Annotated in this window: 10 protein-coding genes; 4 read left to right on the top strand and 6 right to left on the bottom strand. The window is 41.8% G+C overall.

Going from position 1 to position 19,851, the window contains the following annotated elements; all coding sequences use genetic code 11:
* A partial coding sequence (locus EYW48_RS08675; RefSeq protein ID WP_277432253.1) for a cadherin-like domain-containing protein occupies positions 1-7,196 on the top strand: 7,196 nt, incomplete at its 5' end.
* A gap of 98 nt (positions 7,197-7,294) precedes the next feature.
* Here the strand turns inward: EYW48_RS08675 and EYW48_RS08670 are convergent.
* Entirely contained in the window at positions 7,295-8,623 is a 1,329-nt protein-coding gene (locus EYW48_RS08670; protein ID WP_053310466.1) for an anaerobic C4-dicarboxylate transporter, read from the bottom strand.
* Positions 8,624-8,880: 257 nt separating this feature from the next.
* Positions 8,881-9,327, bottom strand: coding sequence for a GNAT family N-acetyltransferase (locus EYW48_RS08665; protein WP_261927016.1), 447 nt, complete (start codon positions 9,325-9,327; stop codon positions 8,881-8,883).
* A 278-nt stretch (positions 9,328-9,605) separates the two neighbouring features.
* Here EYW48_RS08665 and EYW48_RS08660 point away from each other — a divergent pair, with 278 nt between their 5' ends.
* The gene (locus EYW48_RS08660; protein ID WP_071233047.1) at positions 9,606-10,439 is read left to right on the top strand and encodes a DUF6279 family lipoprotein; all 834 of its coding nucleotides are present in this window, start codon (positions 9,606-9,608) and stop codon (positions 10,437-10,439) included.
* Positions 10,440-10,447: 8 nt separating this feature from the next.
* Here the strand turns inward: EYW48_RS08660 and yjeH are convergent, their stop codons facing one another.
* Entirely contained in the window at positions 10,448-11,710 is a 1,263-nt protein-coding gene (yjeH, locus tag EYW48_RS08655; protein ID WP_274677218.1) for an L-methionine/branched-chain amino acid transporter, read from the bottom strand.
* 392 nt (positions 11,711-12,102) lie between these two features.
* Here yjeH and EYW48_RS08650 point away from each other — a divergent pair, with 392 nt between their 5' ends.
* On the top strand, positions 12,103-12,717 hold the full coding sequence (locus EYW48_RS08650; RefSeq protein ID WP_168524483.1) for a LysE family translocator: 615 nt from the start codon (positions 12,103-12,105) through the stop codon (positions 12,715-12,717).
* 70 nt (positions 12,718-12,787) lie between these two features.
* On the opposite strand, the gene EYW48_RS08645 is transcribed toward EYW48_RS08650, so the two are convergent.
* Together EYW48_RS08645 and EYW48_RS08640 are read right to left on the bottom strand one after the other, a co-directional pair.
* On the bottom strand, positions 12,788-13,006 hold the full coding sequence (locus tag EYW48_RS08645) for a hypothetical protein (protein ID WP_053310470.1): 219 nt from the start codon (positions 13,004-13,006) through the stop codon (positions 12,788-12,790).
* A gap of 158 nt (positions 13,007-13,164) precedes the next feature.
* Positions 13,165-14,607 (bottom strand): glyceraldehyde-3-phosphate dehydrogenase, encoded by a 1,443-nt coding sequence (locus EYW48_RS08640; RefSeq protein ID WP_176247020.1) that lies wholly within the window; start codon positions 14,605-14,607, stop codon positions 13,165-13,167.
* 554 nt (positions 14,608-15,161) lie between these two features.
* Here EYW48_RS08640 and EYW48_RS08635 point away from each other — a divergent pair.
* A complete protein-coding gene (locus EYW48_RS08635; RefSeq protein ID WP_277432252.1) occupies positions 15,162-17,819 on the top strand; it encodes an ATP-binding protein in 2,658 nt (885 codons plus the stop codon).
* Here EYW48_RS08635 and EYW48_RS08630 read toward each other — a convergent pair.
* Positions 17,762-19,582, bottom strand: a complete 1,821-nt coding sequence (locus EYW48_RS08630; protein ID WP_346780432.1) for an EAL domain-containing protein — start codon at positions 19,580-19,582, stop codon at positions 17,762-17,764. The genes EYW48_RS08635 and EYW48_RS08630 overlap by 58 nt on opposite strands.
* Between the last annotated feature and the right edge of the window lie 269 nt (positions 19,583-19,851).

The raw sequence follows: 19,851 nt of genomic DNA, 5'->3' as shown, positions 1-19,851 counted from the left end.
AAGTGTCTAACCTCAATGGCATCACAGTATATGAAGCGCAGATCCAAGGCAGCAATGAGGCGGTCTTTAGGATCACGCTCAATGGCTCAGCAGACAGCTATCAATTTGAGTTACTTAAACCGCTTGACCACGCGACGGGAGCCGGAGAAAACGATCTTATCTTAAATCTATCGGTTACAGCGACCGACCGAGATGGTGATGTGTCTAATGCGATCACCTTGCCGATCACCATCGTTGATGATGTACCAACACTGCATGATAAAACGATTACCACGGTAGAAGGTGACAATAATCGCACAGTTAATTTATTCAGCGTCGATAACAATAACTCTCCGGATACTCAAGGTGCAGATAACGGACTTATCACTCGATTTTCTGCCGTAGATGAGACGGGACGAGACATTCAGTTCCGTGTTGGCAATTCACCGACTTTGGTTGATTCTGTTGATTTAAATGGTTCAAACAAAACAGTAACTGTTGTTGAAATTGTTAATAATGTGGAGCGAGATCTAGGAACCTTACTTATTACACCAACCGGTGGTGCGAGATTCAAACCTGTCGCTAGTCTTGACCACAGTGATAGCCCAGAGATTCCTTTTACAGTTGATGTGACCGCTACCGATAGAGATGGTGATACGTCAACAGAACAGCTAAACGTGATCATTACCGATCGCAATGCCGTGATCAAAGTGGCCAGCGTATTAGGAACTGAAGATGCAGGGCGCGATGGTTCGGTTATTTCCATGCCGAACAATGAATTAACCAACGCTCAAGATAATCAAACAGGACTTGTAACGACGCCGATTAAAGTTGATTTACAAGTGGAACTGAATGATATCGATCGTAATGAATCGATTGGTGATGTGACAGTTAAAAATATTAATAATGCGCATGGTGATTTCTATTATCTAGATGGCAGCGGCAATTACATAAAACTGGATGTAGTGGGTGGTAAGGTTGTTTTACCAGCTAATATGGTCGAGCAGAGCTTAAATGGAACGGTTGCTTCTGTCGATAACCTCTACTTTGTACCAGATCGTAACTATGCCAGTGCCGATGGTGGTTTTACTATAAATCTGACGGTACAAATTCTGAACGACAATTCAGCGGATCATTCGGTGAATGGCAAGATGCGTATTGAAGTCGAAAGTGTCGCCGATATTGCTACGTGGGCAACAAGTAGTGAATTCCACTATGACACGGTGGAAGATAGCAGCAATGTCAATCTTAATGTTGCAGCACAGACACAAGATACAAGTTCACCAGAAGTCATAGTGTATGAAATTCGCTTTACTCAGGGGGAAGGGAACGCGCGTTTAGTCTATGCTGATGGCACTCCTCTCCAGGTGAGTTCTGATACCAATGGCAATTACTATTTGGTTGATGCCAGCAAAATAGCACAAGTCCAGGTTGACCCTAATGACAACTTTGGTGGCCAGATTCGATTGGACATCACCGCTATTACAACCGAACAGTCCAATGCATTTATTGGTAAAGAAAGCGCACGTTCAGAAACTAAAGAAATCATCATTGATGTAACTCCCGATGCGGATATGGGTAGTTTTTCCGTCAATCGAATCAATATTTTTGAAGACAACGCGGCAACACAAAATACGGTTGATCCAGAAACAGATCATGACCCTCTGTTACTCAGTGAAGTCATCACCATGACCGGTTCTGCCGATACCGACAGCTCTGAGTCATTACACGTGCGTATTTCTGATTTCTCTGAGGCTGGAGTAACCTTGGTGTGGTTAGGTATAGGTGCTAGTCAAATTACGACGGTGAATGATGGCAATGGTCATACGTACTTTGAAGTACCAGAACAGTATCTTAATCAAGTTGAAGTATTACCGCCGAAGCACAGTAATGCTGACTTTACCTTCTCGGTAGAAGGTATCGTGAAAGATAGAGTGATTATTTCAAGCGGTGAGATTGTTGATGAACAATCGCTAGGTTCAAAAACGGTTAATGTGGCAGTGAAAGGTGTCGCTGACCTTCCTATTATCGATTTCAATGCGGGTAGTAGTAATACATGGACTGAGTTTGAAGAAAATGGCATTCAAGTGGTGGAAACAACGGTTGATGAAAATCAAGCAGTGGACATCGACTTCAGTGTGTTGTCAGGAGAAAAGATAGATAATCCATCAGACAACTCTGAATCCTTGACGGTATTGCTTTCCAATATTCCTGATGGTGTGAATTTATATGACAGTGATGGTAGTGTTATTGACTTAGTGTTTGTTGGGTACGATTCTTCAAATCATCCAATTTATCAGGCAAACCTGACCACTGCTCAAGTCTCTACAGGCATTAAAGTCGAGCCGGTTCAATCGTCGACAGAAAATATTCACATCAAGGCGAGCGTTATCGTTACTGAAGATGATGGTCATACTCGCCAAGTCGAGTCTGAGATCCGCATTAATGTTAGACCTGTTATTGATGTGGCAGACAACTATCAATCAAGCTCGATAGGCAATGAAGATTCCCTGATTAATATTCGCTGGCAGCCTGAGAATGCTCAAAATCCAGATGCCGATGAGTATTTTGCAGCAGTCACCTTGTCCGGTTTCCCTACAGGAAGCAGCGTTTATGTTAATGGTGTCCTTACAGCACTAGATTCAAATAACCAGTTAGTGCTCACACCTGCTGTCGGTCAAAGTGAACAAGACTTTTCCAATCAAGTACTGTCTGTTGGTTATATTCAAGTGCAACCACCAGAACATTCCAGTACCGATTTTACCTTAAATACAGAACTTGTGGTGAAAGAGCAGGATCATGAATATGTCGATTCGGCAAATCCTGGAGAAGGGATTGTATCGAAAGTGATTCAAGGTTCTGTGAACGTGACGGTGCGGCCAATCGTAGAGCCAGATGGCGAGTTGCGTGTTGAAGATGGTAGTGGTGTGCAAAACAGTGTAACAGCTGATGCAGCAGGAGTGATTAATTTTACGATTAATGATGCTGCAGGCGGTGAGACTGATGCCAATATTATCCGTTTTGATAATGTGGATAGCCAGTCAACGGCTGGCTATCAGTCACAAGAACTCGTTGATCAGTTAGTGGTGCGTTTCAATAATGTCACACCAGAAGTTCTTGACCAACTTTTGATCACTGGGGCCATTAATAATGGTGATGGCACTTGGACCATTGTTGATGAAAATAACTTCAGCATCAAAGCACCAAATGGGTTGATATTGGGTACTAATAATGATCCTGATGGCGATGGTTACAATGAAATAACATTAACCATTTTTGCCCAAGTTTTCGATAAAGGTGAAGATAGCTCTGAAGTGAAAACTATCAAAGAAGTGCATTCGGATATTACATTGAAGTTCCCCGACTTTGTCACGGGTAATGATTCTGTGGCCGCAGATATCAACCTTGTTGGTGATGTTGATGACATTGTCTTAGGCAGTGAAGATCATGTAGTGAATTTAGGACAACAGATCCAAGATAAGCTGATGATCAGTACTTCTGGTTTTGATGGAGTATCTGATGAGCTAAGTATCGTCATTGCTCAAAGCCTATTGCCGGCTGGAGCCAGTTTATCGGGAGCCGAGTTTGATTTCGTTGATGGCTTATATGTTTACAAGGGCGTGGTCAATGTAGATGGATCTATTTCAGGTCTAGAAAACCTGCAACTTAACTTGCCGGAAGATTACGCTGGCGACTTCAAGTTACCGGTGACTTTTGTAACCACAGATACGGCTTCTGGTGATGAAAAAACCATGAGTACGGAAATCCCAGTGGCGGTTTCTCCAATCGCTGATATTCCAGGATCCGATCAGCCTGCAGATAGCAATATTACTCCACGAGTAACTTTAACTGTTGAAGGTACATTAGGTTTAGATGCGGATCATCAACCCACGTCACCAGCCAACGATATTCCAACTAATGATGGCATTGGTTATGAAGATGGCATTATCCATTTAACGCTTGATCTTGATCTTGCTGACATTCGTAACGACCTAACGCAAGGGCAAGAAACTTTAACCGAAGTAACGTTAACGGTGCAGGGTACAAATATTGGGACATTTGTTGATGCTGATGGTAATGAACTTGGTACCCAAATCACCTTCAACTCTAGCCAATTACCTGCTGCTCTGGATAACGTCTATTTCAAACCGGCACCTAACTACCCAACGGGCAATGATGATAACACTGTTAATATTAGTGTTTCAGGTAAAGTGACCGATACCACAACATTTGATGAAGTTAATCCAGCTTCTGTTGTTGGCATTGCCAATACTGATGCAGATAAAACATTCACTACTAATGTTAGCTTTGAAGTAAAACCAGTCGTCGATGACATTGTTATTTCTGGAAGTGGTTCAAGTACCCCTGAAGTTGAAGGTTTAGAAGATGAGTGGATTGTCCTGTCGAAGCCAGGATCTGAATTCAATATTGACTTAACCGATACTGACGGTTCGGAAGAGTTTGTATCTATTAAGCTTACCGGAGTGCCGACCGACTTTATTGTGAGTTCTCTCGATTCCAATCAATATGTCGTCAAAAATAATGGTGGTGGTGAGTGGAGTATCCAGTTGAAAGATCTCACCCAGACTTCTCTCAATTTGTCTAATATTGCGATTAAACCTGCGAAAAATTTCAGTGGTGAAGTTGAGATTGGTGTAAAAATCTTTACTCAAGAATCACTACTCGGTGTTCCTGTAGAGCATACTGGCAGCTTTAAATTTGATGTTGTTCCTGTCGGGGATGCAATTGACGTTGAACCTGTTGATAACGTTGCCGGAAACGAAGGTGAAGACATTGCGATCGACATTAAAGCACAAATCATCGACAACATAGATTCTATTTCGGCCGGAGCTAATTACACTGAAAACTCGCCAGAGACCTTGCGAGTGGAAATTTCGGGTGTGCCAGATGGAGCAAGCATTGCTTTAGCTGACGGTACATTAGGGACGAATTTAGGCGCTGGGGTATGGTTGCTTAATGTTGATGCCCAAAGTTTGGACAAGCTTATTTTCAATTCTGGTGATTGGAATAACAGCGCGTGGACTGATGCACTGCATTTTAAAGTGCAATCGGTAGACACTGGGCTAGATGGCATTGAACATTTAGGACCAGTACAAGAATTTGACGTGGCGGTTGATATCACTGCGGTCAATGATCGTCCAGAGTTTTCCGGAATAACCAATACAGAAACAGCTGAAGATACACCGATAACCTTAAATGGATTTATGGTTTCTGACGCTGATAGTACGATAGATAATCCAAATGCCGAATATGTCCTAATGATTGACGTTGAGCATGGCGTGTTACAGATTGATCCAGCATTGCTGGGGAATTTAATAGTGACGGGTGATGGGACGACAAGTGTTGAACTTAAAGGAACCATTACCGATCTTAATAGCGCACTGGCGGCAGGGGTTGCGAAATTTGTTCCAGAAACGGACTTCAATGGCGCAGTGAACGTAAATGTCTCTATTGATGACCAAGGTAATAATGGCTTGGTCATTGCGACGGATGATGGCACTTTAAATAGCAATTCAGACCAGTTCACAATCAATGTGACAGAAGTGAATGACGCACCAATGACAGCATCAGTTACTCTGCCGGATATTGACGAAGATGCCGGTTCAATAACGATTGTCGCGTCTCAGTTGCTCGCTAATGCTTCCGATACTGAATCTGATACATTGACAGTGTCTAACCTGGCGTTAGTTGATCCTGCGATGGGCACATTAATTCAAACCAGTGTAGGTGAATGGACCTTTGAACCAGCATTGGATTTTTATGGACAGGTGAATTTTACCTATGACATTACTGATGATGGCACAACAAACGGTGTTAGTGATCCTCAATCTGTTTCCGGTCAAGCAGTCTTAGATGTGCTGGCGGTTAATGATGCTCCTGTTATCGATGGAGCGTCGATAACCACAACCATTGATGAAAGTGCTGATCAAAAAGTCACAGGCATTACAGTCAGTGATGTAGATTACAGCGGATCTCAAGCTAACCAAACCATGAGTGTCACCTTAAGCGTGACCGAAGGGATACTGAGTGTCGTTATTCCTGCTGGAAGTAGTGTTACTCAAACGCCAGCATTAAACGGAGACATTGTCTTACAAGGTACATTGACTGATATTAATGCACTATTGAATACTACCGATCCTATCAATGGGGTGTTCATCGATGCAACGGCCATCGCTGGTGATACTGTCGCTCTTACAGTTAAAGCGAATGATGTTGGTGTATACGCTGATAATGCTTCGGGTATGGCATTAGAAGATACTGAAACCTTTACCATTACGGTTACGCCAAAAGCAAATGCACCGACATTGACGGTTGATCCAAGTTTCAACTACATCAAACAGAGTTATGTCAATCAAAGTGTCAGCAACCAGGGTATTGCGCTAGTCGGTTTAGTTGCAACTCTGACCGATAGCCACGAAGTACTGTCACTGGAAATTCATAATCTTCCATCGGGAGCTACACTTTCAAGTGCAACGGGCAGTGTTGTCGAACAAAGCGGAGTATGGGTAGTTTCTGCTGATGCTATTAACAGTTTAGAGGTCACGGGGTTAAGCCTTGGTGCCCATACCTTATCAGTGACGGCTATTTCCACTGAAACCGACGGTAGCTTTGCATCATCTACACCACTCGATATTCAGATTGATGTGTTAGCTGATGGTACGGTTATCGATCAATCTTCTAATTCTGACGATTCACAACTACTTGCAGACGATAGCGGTTTAAGTCTGACTGGTGGTAGCGGTGATGATTATATTGAAGGTGGTGCAGGTGATGATATTTTGCACGGAGGTGCAGGTAACGATATCTTGGTCGGTGGATTAGGTGCTGATATTTTAACTGGTGATGGTGGGGCTGACATATTCAAGTGGACCTTGGACAGTGTCGATGACAAAACGGACACCATCACGGATTTTAGTACAGCAGAAGGGGATGTCATCGATTTAACCGACGTTGTTTCTGATCTGGGTAGTCAATTGCCGATGGATCAGCTACTCGCATCATTGGCTGCATCTAATCAAATTGAAGCCAAAGTGATTGCCAATACTGATGATGTTGAACTCGATATCACCACAGATAATAACGTACACCAAACCATTGTGGTTGAAGATTTAGCTAATCAATTCAGCTTTGATGGTATGACGTCTATTGATATCGTTGGAACATTGCTCGATAACAACATTATTAAGCATGATTAGAAAGAAAAAGCGCAAACAACATCTTCAGGCTTAGTTGTTTGCGCTTTGATTTTACTTTGAATAAACCCCAGAACTTCATCAGTCTGGGGTTTATTTTTTTAGCCGATAATCATTTGGCCTAAAACGTAGCCTAAGCAACAAGCACTAACAACACCAATGAGACCTACTGCCATAAACGAGTGGTTGAAGTAGTACTTCCCAATTTTAGTGGTGCCAGTATTATCAAAGTTTACCGTAGCGATATCTGAAGGGTAGTTAGGGATAAAGAAGTAGCCGTAGAGCGCAGGCATCAAACCTACCAATAACGCTGGCTCTAGACCCAAACCTAAACCGACAGGTAGCATCATAACCGCAACCGCAGCTTGTGAGTTCACCACAACAGAAACGATGAACAGAGCAAGAGCAAACGTCCAGTGATAATCGGTGACCATCTCAACAATGCCTGATTTAAATTGTGGCATGGCATATTGGAAGTATGTGTCTGACATCCATGCGATACCAAAAATAGCAATCGCAGCAACCATCCCAGATTTAAACACAACACCATTTGGTACATTGCGTGGGTCAGTTTTAGTCGCCAAAAGAATGATACCGCCAAAACAGAGCATCATCATTTGGATAACCACAGCCATACTGATGGGTTTGCTGCCTTCAACGACAGTGCGGATCTCAGGCACCATAGCGAGAACAACAATTGATAAAATAGCACCGATAAAAATCAGCACTGAATTACGCGCCGCAGACGGTAGAGATTCATTCAGCGTAGTGGCTGTCGTGTTTTGAATTTTCTCTTTCCATACAGGATCTTGTAAGCGTTGTTGATACTCAGGATCATCATCCAACTCTTTGCCACGACGTAGGCTGTAGAGTGACATCAGTAAAGTACCAAATAAAGTTGCAGGTACAGTGACTAACAGAATAGAGAACAGGGTAATGTCGTGCTGAATGTCAGATAGTTGAGCTAGGTAAAACACAACAGCGGCTGATATAGGAGAAGCCGTGATCGCAATTTGCGAAGCAACCGAGGCCGCCGCCATTGGGCGTTCAGGACGAATACCGTTTTTCAGTGCTACATCACCAATGATTGGCATGATGGAATAAACGGCATGACCAGTTCCCAACATAAAGGTCATTGCATAGGTGACAAATGGTGCAATTAACGTGACGTTTTTAGGGTTTTTACGTAGCAAGCGTTCAGCAACTTGCAGCATGTATTTTAATCCTCCCGCGGCTTCTAAAATTGAAGCACAAGTCACCACCGCAAGAATAATCAGCATGACGGTGATAGGTGGGGAAGTGGGCGGCATTTTGAATATGAAAACTTCAATAACCAAACCGATGCCAGAAATAACACCGAGTCCGATGCCGCCGTAGCGCGAACCAATATAAAGCATTAACAGGAGGAACAGGAATTCCACATACAACATATAAATATTCCCTATAACAAACATTGAATAGAACGATTGTCTAATGATCACTAGGAAAAAGATCAAACCTTGTTCACACAACCTTTAACCGCAAAAATGAAAAGATATTAATCAGAGCATGCTCACGCATTTTATTCACTAAGTAATCAATATGTGTGAATAAATGTAGTGATATTGTTGTATCAGATTGTGTTTGGTGTGAATGGTAGGCCTAGCTTTAGGTGATAGCAGCCCATTAATTTGCTTTGTGCATCTATTTAATTGGTGAATGATGGCACAAATTGCATATGTACGAACACGTCATCGGTTTCATAATCTATAAATCCAAACCGTTTATACAGTTCTCCAACACGGTTTCCTTGTCGGTAGCAGAGCTTACAAGGGGAGTGAGTTTGCTGAGAAACCTTGATGATGGTTTGTAGAATTTGACTACCAATTCCCATACCTTGAAATACAGGAAGAATAAAAAAGCGTGAAAAAAATAAAGTGTCGTGTTTGCTTTCGAGTAAATAAGTCCCGATAGGTTTGCCATCCAGACAGATGATGGTTGGAAGCCCAGAGTTCCACTCTTGACGGTGTAGCTCTTGTTGTAGCTCTTCATCCCAGCCAAAAACAGCGGTAATGGCATCCATTTCAGCCACTTTTTTCAGCTCAAAAGTAAATTGATAATCTTCGCTTGTTGCCGAGCGGTAGGTAATATTCATGATTTTCACTTTTTGCGGTATCTCTTGTCTAATTGAAGCAACTGCGATGTTGACTACACCCGTTCACTTCAATCACATTGTTTATCTATGCTCATGGGGATGAATACACTTGTTGCTCACCTGCACTTCAAGTTGTTTGGGTATGCATTTTATTTAGTTATCTAACCTTAAAAATAGCAGTCCTTAGCTGATAGTGGCATTCATTTTCGTTGGATATTGAACCTCATGCTATATTTTTACGTACAGGCTATTAGGGCGAGTGATTAAAGGACGATTAAATGCGCACATGGATAGTGATGGGCTTAAGTTTAGCTTTGCTCGTTGGATGTGGAACTAAATTTGTCTACCATAACCTTGACTGGTTTGTAATTGATTATATTGAAGATTATGTTGATTTGACCAAGGAGCAAAAAACAATATTGAGTGAGCGTATTGTTAATATTAGTCAATGGCATAAGCAGCAAGAGATCCCCCTTTATGTCCAGCAGCTTGATAAATTATCACAAATAACCCCACGCACGATGACTGTAGAACTCTTTCATGAACAAGAGGTAGAGATGAGAGCACATTATCATCGTTTGCTGCAAAAAATTGAGCCTGATATCTATTCACTTGCACAGCAGCTTAGCGATCAGCAAGTGAAAACATTAATACTAGGTTTGGAAAAAAAACATAATAAGTATGCAGATCGTTACCAAGGATTAACGGATACTGAAATCCATGGGAAATACAAAAGTCGTATTGAAGAAAGAGTTGAAGACTGGTTAGGTGACTTGCAACCAGCCCAACAGCAATTAGTGCAGCAATGGGCGGATAGCATGCAGATTACCGCTTATGATTGGATCAACTATCAAGCTCAAATTCGAACCGAGGTAGAAGTTTTGCTCAATCAGCGTGATGAACTCAGTCTCTTTCTTCCGCGTTTAAATCGACTATTGTTTGAGCCTGAAAGTTATTACTCACCAGTACTTGCTAGTAAGGTGGAATACAATCATGCCTTATCAGAGCGGTATTTAGTGCAAATTATTCAGCTAAGTAATGATCGCCAGATACAACATTTTCAGAATGAGGTTGCCGATTGGAAAAAAATTCTGATCGATCTTCAATCTTAATAGAATCACTAAAGCTCTGTTTTAGGCTGTTGTCGTTTCACCAACTTGCTCCAAGGCAATGACAGCAGAATAAAAATACTGAGCGCGTAAAGCATTGACCAACCAAGGCAAATGAAAACCGCGCTACACAGAACAAGCGAGATTGTTGCTAATACTTTATGGATGCCCGTTAACAATTTATACGCGGCAAACATCGCCAACAAATATACCAGTACAAAAATGCCATTCGCGAGTTTTAGAAAAAATTCTAAGTCTAGTCCTGACAGTTCTCCGAGTAGGCATGACGCCAATAATACTCCGCCAACGGCAAGCGTTGCGTTTGCTGGTACCCCTCGAATCGATATTCTTGCAATGGCACTTTTAGGTCGGTATTCCCTTGCTTGAGCCCAAACCATACGAGACAAACTTTGTGTGTATAAATTGATACTGGCGAAGCAAGCAAAAAAACCAACAATACTGATAAGGGTGGCAAGACCAGAACCAAAGATGTGGTCACTTAACCAAGGGATAGATGTACTATCAAATTCAGGGCTGCCAAATGCCCCGAACTTCAGAATCACCACTGAGCAAGCCCAATAAGTGGCTCCGGCAACAAAACAACCAACAATAATTGCTATCGGGAAATCGCGTTGTGGATTTTTGAACTCTTCGCCCATGTGGGCAAAAGCTTCAATACCAACAAAGCACCAAAACATTACGCCAAGGGCGGCACCTATTGGCCAAATACTTTCTGCATCAAGAGGCGGCATAGTTAAATCCGTATAGCCTACATTTCCAACCCAGAGTAAAGCACCGACTAAGGTAAAAATACTCAACGCAATAATGGTTTGCAGACTGCCCGAGGATTTTGTGCCAGCAAGATTAACCGCTACCAAAAGCAATACGGTCAGTGTTTGTGCAATCATTGAAGAGTTGAGTGGCTCAGGAAGTAATTGCTGTGCAAAACCTGCCGCTAATGCTACTGCTGCAGGAACGCCAACCGGAATCACGCTGACAAAGAGCCAAGCAACTGAGCGTTCAAGTTTTGCATTAAAGGCTTTGCGCACAAAGTAGGCAGTACCACCGGCATTCGGGTAGCGTTTACCGAGTGCTGCGAAAGTTAATGCAATAGGGCAGATAGCAACAAAAAGCAGCAGCCACGCCCAGAGCGATAAGTGACCTGCAATACCAGCGGCAATCGCTGGGATCATAAACAACCCTGTGCCCATTAATGTGGTGGAGAGTTGCCCTATCCCAGACAATAAAGTGATGTCCTGTTTTAACTCGCTCACGGCTTCCGTTCCTGAATAAAGTTATGTACTGCAGAATACTCTGAAGCGAAGTTGGATGCATTAAACAAAATTGAGAAATATTGCCACTCAGAGTGCCTAAGGCCGTCATTTGACCACAGCACCATTTTTTCCCCGGAGTTAAGGTTAAGCGGTGGTTAATTTTAATCAGTTGTGTCAAATTACTATGCGATCAATGAGATAGTGACTTATAGGCAACTCATTCTCTATCGATATACCTTCCTACTTGAAGTTACAGTGGTGCTAGCTACCTTCGCTTACCCCAATCACATAGTTATCTATGCGACTGGGGATGAATTCACTGGCCGCCTAGCTGTAACTGCAAGTTGTTTGGGGAAAATGAATTTTTAATAGGATCAAATAGCGAGACAAGCATGACAATTACCGTGTGGTTATCACTTTTTACGATTTGTATTTTAGGGGCTATGTCGCCAGGCCCAAGTTTAGCGATGGTAGCTAAACACAGTCTCGCTGGTGGGCGAAAAAATGGTTTCGCTACCGCTTGGGCTCATGCGTTTGGTATTGGAGTTTATGCTTTTATTACCCTGATTGGCCTTGCGGTTGTGCTGCATCAATCCCCCTTGGTGTTTAAAACCATCAGTTATGCGGGTGCTCTTTATTTGGCATATTTAGGTTTTAACGCACTGCGATCAAAAGGTGGTGTGGCAGCTAAGTTGGAGTCAGGCGAAACAGTGAGCGTGTGGCAGTCAGCGAAAGAAGGGTTACTTATTTCACTTTTGAGCCCTAAAATTGCCTTGTTCTTTATTGCCTTGTTCAGTCAGTTTGTTGCGGTAGGAGACGGGATAACCAGCAAAGTGATTATCGTGTTAACGCCCTTTGTGGTGGATGGGCTTTGGTACACATTTATTACCTTTATTCTTTCCAGCCCAAGGCTTCTAGATAAGCTTCGTGCACGTGCGGTGCTGATTGATAGATTGTCAGGGATTGTACTTATTCTGTTAGCGATACGGGTCATTATGACGGTGTAAAGTATCGACATGCAAAAGGGAGCAATAAATTGCTCCCTTTTTAATATGGCCTATGGAACTACTTTACGTGTTAATGGCTTTGATGAGAATGCTTTGTTGTGACGTCTTCATATTCACCGTCTATGACGTTACTGCGTCTTTGATAGAACGAGTGACCTTTCAATTGTTTCTCTAAACGTTTACCCGTGATGATGGCTGCAATAGTCAGAGGGATCGCCAATATTAGGCTGAAAATCAAAGCAAAAAAGCCAGTAATTAGCGTCAATGCTGTGATGAGAAATCTGTTCATAATGTATACCTCTTTCTTAGTTGTGATCAGGTTAACTTAATCAAGATGAATCAAACATGAACAAAAAAAACCACCCGGTTACGGGTGGTAATTAGAGATCTTATCCAGTGCTTATTATGCTGTGGAGTTGTTATGACGGTAAAGTGTTTGAGCTGATCTTAAGCAAAAGTGGCGGGATAAGTGTTATAACGCACGCCCATCATTTGTTCCATGCAATGGACAACTTGACCGCTATAGCCGAATTCATTGTCGTACCAAATGTAGAGCACACAGCGATTATCTTGTGCGATGGTTGCCGCACCATCAACCACTCCTGCATGACGAGAACCCACCAAATCACTTGAAACAATTTCGGTGGAATCGGTGTAATCGATTTGCGCGGAAAGTGGAGAATTAAGAGCCATTTCTCTGAGATAAGTATTGAGTTCTTCTTTATCAGTACCTTTCTCTAAGTTTAGGTTCGCAACTGCCATTGAAACATTCGGAGTCGGAACCCGAATCGCGTTCCCTGTCAGTTTTCCTGCTAATTCTGGTAAGGCTTTCGCTACCGCTTTAGCCGCACCTGTTGATGTTAATACCATATTCAGTGACGCGCTGCGTCCACGGCGTTCACCAGAATGGAAATTATCAATCAAGTTTTGATCATTGGTAAATGAGTGAACGGTTTCAATGTGTCCGGAAATAACTCCAAATTTATCATTAATGGCTTTGAGCACCGGTGTAATGGCATTCGTGGTACAGCTTGCAGCCGAGATAATGGTATCTTCTGGCTGAATAATTGCCTGATTAACGCCAAACACGATATTTTTAATGTCCCCTTTGCCGGGCGCTGTGAGTAGTACTTTACTTGCGCCATTGCACGCGACATGCTGACTAAGTCCTTCGCTGTCGCGCCAGACTCCCGTATTATCGACGATCAGCGCCTCATGAATGCCATAATCGGTGTAGTCTATTTCTTCTGGTTTGTTGGCGTAGATAATTTGAATATAGTTCCCATTAGCAATAATGGCTTTACGCTCTTCATCAACCACAATACTGCCATTGAATTGTCCATGAACGGAGTCACGTCGTAACAAGCTTGCTCGCTTCTCTAAGTCCCCTTTTTTACCACCGCGAACCACAATCGCTCTAAGTCGTAATGGGTAACCTGGGCCACTTTTTTCGATCAGCAAACGTGTCAATAAGCGCCCAATGCGACCAAAACCATACAGTACAACGTCTTTAGGTACTGCCAACTTCTCACCCGTTAACGCACTATGAAGTGCCGTGAGTAGGTAATCATTCAGTCCATGCTCATCGTCATGGTGTTGCCAAAATTGATGAGCTAGTTGGCCAATATCAATACGACATGGTGATAAAGTCATTTGCGTTAATTGCTGTAGAATCGGCATGGTTTGAACTGGAGATAGGAATTCACCAGTGTAGCGACGCGCGATTCGATGAGCCTTGATGATATCGATGGTGGTGGCGTTGATGAGCGTTTTACCAAACAGGATAATTTCAACTCCCTGTTGGCGGTAGAGTTGGCCGATAAGAGGTGACATTGATTCTGCAATGGTTTGACTTACTTGCCAGTCGAGGAGGTGTTTCTCTGGACTCATGTTTGTTGGGACCTTTCACGTTATATTGAGCTTGAATGTTCACGGTGTAGGGCCGTGAACGTGTATCACACACCATTTAAACGGAGTTTGGATACGAGGAAAACTATTGTTGTTTTTATGTGGCGGAATTGTAAATGCACATTGGTTATTCTGCTAGGAAAAATAATGGCGACATTTACTACTAAAAAACATCGAGACAGCAGGGTATCTAACCCTATTTGGGCCGTTTTTATGCCTCTTGACAATTTTCAAGTTGCCTCCTTATTTTGTGACGATAACGTATTAAGTCGCATATTTTTGCCTGCCCGATTTAATCTCTTTCAATAAAATGAGTTCAAGGTCAATTTATCACCGCAAAAAGTAAACGTTATTTTCAAATAACGTTTACTTTTTCCTTATCACATACATGCAGTGGAAATTAAAAATTCTGAATTAAATAATAATGTCGCTATCAAAGACATTTTACTTCTTAGGGATAAATAAGCAGGAAATTGCATAGAATGGCGTCTATCATTTAATCATCCATCAAGCCATCGCTTTCAAGGATGATAATAATGGCATTGTTATCTCAACTTTCGATTAAGGCACGACTAATGATGCTGTGCTTGATTCCGGCACTGGTCATAGCGGTCATTGCTTTAGGCCTCTTCATTCAGTTCGATGCACGTCTGCATACGTATGAGGTACTTAATCAAAAAGTTGAGTCATTAAATCAAACGACCAAAAGTGCTAACTTACTTTACCAGGCGTTGAGCGCAGAACTGCGCTCGGAAAGCAATGATCAAGACTTAGATGAGTTCAAGCGAGCCTTAGCGGAGGTGCGCAAAAATATTAGTGTTGATCAGCATCAGACTCATGGTACAAGTGATCGCGTCAAGATAGAAAATATCATCAATCAGTTGAGTCAAGCTGTAGACACCATTCCGAATGCCACAAAAAATGAAGTGTTCGAGATAGGCAATAGTGGGTTTGCTTTGATAGGCCAATTGATGGCTGAATTACAAAAAACCAACAGTTTGACGGCACCTTTTTATATTCACTCGTTAGATCTAATTTATAGTGATTTGCATTGGTTTTCGTTTTGGATGCAAAAGGAAGCTTGGCTAATTCAACAAGTTGCTGCAGTTGGTTCTCTTACTAGAAATTTACAAATTGAATATTTGCAAGTTGCTGAGCGTCAGCAGCAATATTTAGAGAATCTGTTGGATTCAGGTGAAAGTAGCTATCAACTTGAACCATTTGCGATTTTGTTTACTCAAGCGAAATTTCGACAAGGCGCTCTAATTCGAGACAACATTATTCGCAATGAAATTAACCCACAGCAGTGGCCGTTGTATGTGGCAAATGCTGAAGGTCGGTATATTGCTGTAAGGATACATCTGCAAGGGGTGACTACGAATTTCTCCATGCTACTTGCGCAACAAGTTAAGCAAGAAAAAATTCGAATGTTTGTGATGTCTGCTGTGGCTATTTTGGTGCTGTTTTTTCTCTATATTTTAGGTGCTAACACTTATTATCGCGTAACATCGAAATTAAGCCACATTCTGAATACGATGAGACGATTATCTCAGCAGCAAGATAAAATAGAGCAAATCTCCGTTGAAGGTAATGATGAGTTCGCTCACTTTACAAGAAATCTCAACCAGATTATCCAACAACAACAACAGTACGAAATTGCGTTGCTTGAAACCAAAGAAGCGGCAATTGCGGCTAACCGTGCAAAAAGTGCATTTCTTGCCAATATGTCTCACGAGATACGAACGCCACTCAATGGCATTATCGGTATGACTGAGATGCTTTCACGTAGTGACCTCAAAGTGAAAGAGCGTGAAATTTTGTCGGATATAGACACTTCTTCACAAATTTTGCTGATTCTGATCAATGATATTTTAGACTTATCGAAAATTGAGTCAGGCAATTTGGAACTTGCTCCGCACCGTTTTGAGCTGGCTGAGATGGTTTATGACACTGTTCATTTAGTCAACGCGAAAGCGCTCAGCCAGCATGTTGAATTGAATATAAATTTAGATCCAGCATTGCCACGTATTGTCGTTGCAGATGAATATCGTCTAAAGCAGATATTGATGAATTTACTATCTAATGCGGTTAAATTCACCAACGATGGTTATGTGAATACCGAGCTGACTTTCCAGGCTGGAGAACAGCCATCAATACGTTTTGTTGTATCGGATACTGGTAAAGGCATTGATAAAGAGATGCTAGAAACCATTTTTGAACCATTTACTCAAGAAGACCATACAATTACGCGCCGTTTTGGCGGGACAGGTCTTGGTCTGGCTATTTGTCGTCAATTACTCGATTTAATGAATGGCCGTATTAGTGTTCAGTCAACCAAAAGTCTAGGGAGCAGTTTTGAGTTTGTCGTGCCAGTTGAAGTTCCGTTAGAGCAACCACAGACTGAATTATTGGCAACCCATGTTTTACTTGTAACCAATGCATCCAACTATTCGGCGGCAATAAAACGTGATTGTGTGCGAATCGGTGTCGAATTCAGTGAGGTCAAAAATGCAGAAGAAGCGTTGCACGTTAAGTTACCTGTTTCATGTGTTTTATACTGTCAAACGCTTACCGCTAGTCTCCAGTCAGATCTTATTGATCTGCATGATCAATTTCCTAGAGTCAAAGTTCTTGTGCTACAGCATCATCTATTCATCAATCAAGATTTTGTAAGATTCGCACAGCCAATGCTGACTTTACCATTTTTAGGATCGCGGTTTGAAAGGGCAATGCGTGAGCTATTAGTGGCTTCGGTATGGGAGAGTGAGAAAGATTTGTTATCGGCAAGGGCTGATTCAATCATTGAAAACGGGAAGCGAATCTTGATCGTGGAAGATAATTTAATGAATCAAAAAATAGCCAGTTTCTTTCTTGAAAAAGCCGGACTGGATTATATGGTGGCGAATAATGGACAAGAAGCACTGGATGCGATCACACAAGGCGGTCAATTCTGTGCCGTGCTTATGGACTGCATGATGCCAGTGATGGATGGTCTAACAGCGACCAAAAAAATTCGCCAATGGGAACAAGAACAAGGTAAGAATAAGCTGCCCATCATTGCTTTAACCGCCAGTGTACTTGAAGAAGATATTAAGAATTGTTTTGACGCAGGGATGGATGCCTATCTACCTAAACCTTATAAATCTAAGCAACTATTTGATATCTTTAGTGAGTTGAATGTTGCCGAATACTGAAGAAGTAGTTTGGAAAATTGTTTCGCAGGAATCGGTTTGGAAAACAAATATCCTTGGTAGTTGTCACAACCTTCAGTATTTAATAGTGAGAGCTGTTGTTCCGTTTCGACGCCTTCTGCGGTGACTTGCTTACCAATATTATGACCAAGCTGAATAATGGTTTTTACAATCATGTGATCATTGTGGTTATCTACACAGTCGTCAATAAACGACTTATCAATTTTCAATACGTCTACGGGAAGTTGCTTCAGATAGTTGAGTGAAGAATAAGCAACACCAAAATCGTCAATGGCAACGGAAACTCCCAATTTACGCAGCGCATTACAAGTTTGCGCAACTTTATCTGGATGCTCCATTAAAGTCGTTTCTGTTATTTCTAATTGAAGTAAATTCGGATCTAATTCATTGACCTTTAATGCTTCTGTGACGATATGAAAAATATCATCAAATACAAACTGAACCGCAGAAACATTGACTGATACACAAATTGGGTATCCTTGATCACTCCATTGCTTGGTTTGTTGACAGGCGGTTTGAATAATCCACTGTCCAATAGCGATGATTTGCTGGCTTTTTTCGGCGGTACCAATAAATTCAACTGGGGAAATCATTCCCAATTCAGGGTGTTGCCAACGGATTAGTGCCTCCGCACCTTGTATACGATTGCTCTTGATGTTGATTTTGGGTTGGTAGTACAACAGCAATTGGTTTCTTTCTATGGCGGAAATAAGCTCTCGTTCTATTTGATAATTGCGAATCGTCTCGTCAATTAACGCCTCGTCATACCACTGAATGGTATTTTTCCCCCGCGATTTAGCGCGGTATACGGCAATATCTGCATTTCTACACCAAATATCGACGGCATTAAGTGCGTCTTCTAATAATGCAATGCCAATACTAAATGTCATCGAATATGATCGATTTTCCAATGAAAATTGTTGATTTGATATATCTTTCAATTGGTTAGAAGCATACTCGGCGGTGTGACGAATATTGGTTCTATCTTTGATAATCATGGCAAATTCATCACCGCTAAGGCGATATATATTTATCCGCTCAAAAGGAAGATCTTTTAAACGGTTAGAAAACTCTATGAGCACGAGGTCGCCAAAGTGGTGACCTAGGTTATCATTAATTTTCTTAAAATCGTCAAGGTCAAGCTGAATGAGTGCATAGCCGTCGCTGTATGGTGTTTCCTTAGCAATCTGTTGAAGATCTAAGGTAAATGCCTTTCTATTGGCTAATCCGGTTAAGAAATCGGTCAGACTATCCTGTTTATACTGAGTAATTTGACGTTGCCACTTTTGTTGGTAGTAAACCATGACGGTAGCGAAAATCGCAATGGTCATTAGTTCAATGGCATCTTCCCTAAATTCAATAAATTGCTCTGCAGGTAAGTTGTGCAGATAGCTGAATATCAGTAATACCGCAGAAAGTATTGGTAATAGTGAGCCTAGGAAAATGACGATGTAGCATAACGGAATGAGAATAAATGTTTCTTCTATAGCATCGATATCAAGCGGTTCAATATAACTTCCGATCAAAATGGTGCTGATTGCAATTAGGCTAGTCAAACGTTTGACCAATGTTGAGCGGTGTAATCGAGCGATGACCATGGCGATAGGAAACAAAAGGTAAATGTTTATGGCTGCACGATGTTCGGTGAGTAAAGTGAAGCTTATTGCGCTAACAGAAGCAAAATAGAACGCAGTGATAAGCAATGAGAAGGCTATTTTTTTATCAATTTTATTAAGCATTATCATATAAATTTCCGCGTTATCTAGCCAAACTAACGATTAATTTTAAGGTGAACGGGTTAGAACGATGGTGCTAGTGCAAACTTAGAGCTCACTTCAAAGCATTATGTTTAGAGTGTAGTTGCTGTATCTGTAACGCTTTGGAGATGCAGTCATTTAATTAAAATTATGTTGCCTATTCTCATTTTTGAATCATATATAACCGATAAGCTATTGACCTTGCCCCTAGGGGATACTTTAGTCTATTCAAGCTATTTAATACTAGAGTGATGTTG

The sequence above is a fragment of the Vibrio sp. 1180_3 genome (genome assembly GCF_029478545.1).
GTDB lineage: Bacteria > Pseudomonadota > Gammaproteobacteria > Enterobacterales > Vibrionaceae > Vibrio > Vibrio aestuarianus.
Note: the sequence above shows the minus strand (reverse complement) of the source record. Positions and strands in the feature narration are given on the sequence as shown.

Bases quoted from the DNA above. Each gene is read 5' to 3' on its own strand.
- EYW48_RS08670 (WP_053310466.1), bottom strand. From the start codon at position 8,623: ATGTTGTATGTGGAATTCCTGTTCCTCCTGTTAATGCTTTATATTGGT.
- EYW48_RS08665 (WP_261927016.1), bottom strand. From the start codon at position 9,327: ATGAATATTACCTACCGCTCGGCAACAAGCGAAGATTATCAATTTACT.
- EYW48_RS08660 (WP_071233047.1), top strand. From the start codon at position 9,606: ATGCGCACATGGATAGTGATGGGCTTAAGTTTAGCTTTGCTCGTTGGA.
- EYW48_RS08650 (WP_168524483.1), top strand. From the start codon at position 12,103: ATGACAATTACCGTGTGGTTATCACTTTTTACGATTTGTATTTTAGGG.
- EYW48_RS08645 (WP_053310470.1), bottom strand. From the start codon at position 13,006: ATGAACAGATTTCTCATCACAGCATTGACGCTAATTACTGGCTTTTTT.
- EYW48_RS08640 (WP_176247020.1), bottom strand. From the start codon at position 14,607: ATGAGTCCAGAGAAACACCTCCTCGACTGGCAAGTAAGTCAAACCATT.
- EYW48_RS08635 (WP_277432252.1), top strand. From the start codon at position 15,162: ATGGCATTGTTATCTCAACTTTCGATTAAGGCACGACTAATGATGCTG.
- EYW48_RS08630 (WP_346780432.1), bottom strand. From the start codon at position 19,582: ATGATAATGCTTAATAAAATTGATAAAAAAATAGCCTTCTCATTGCTT.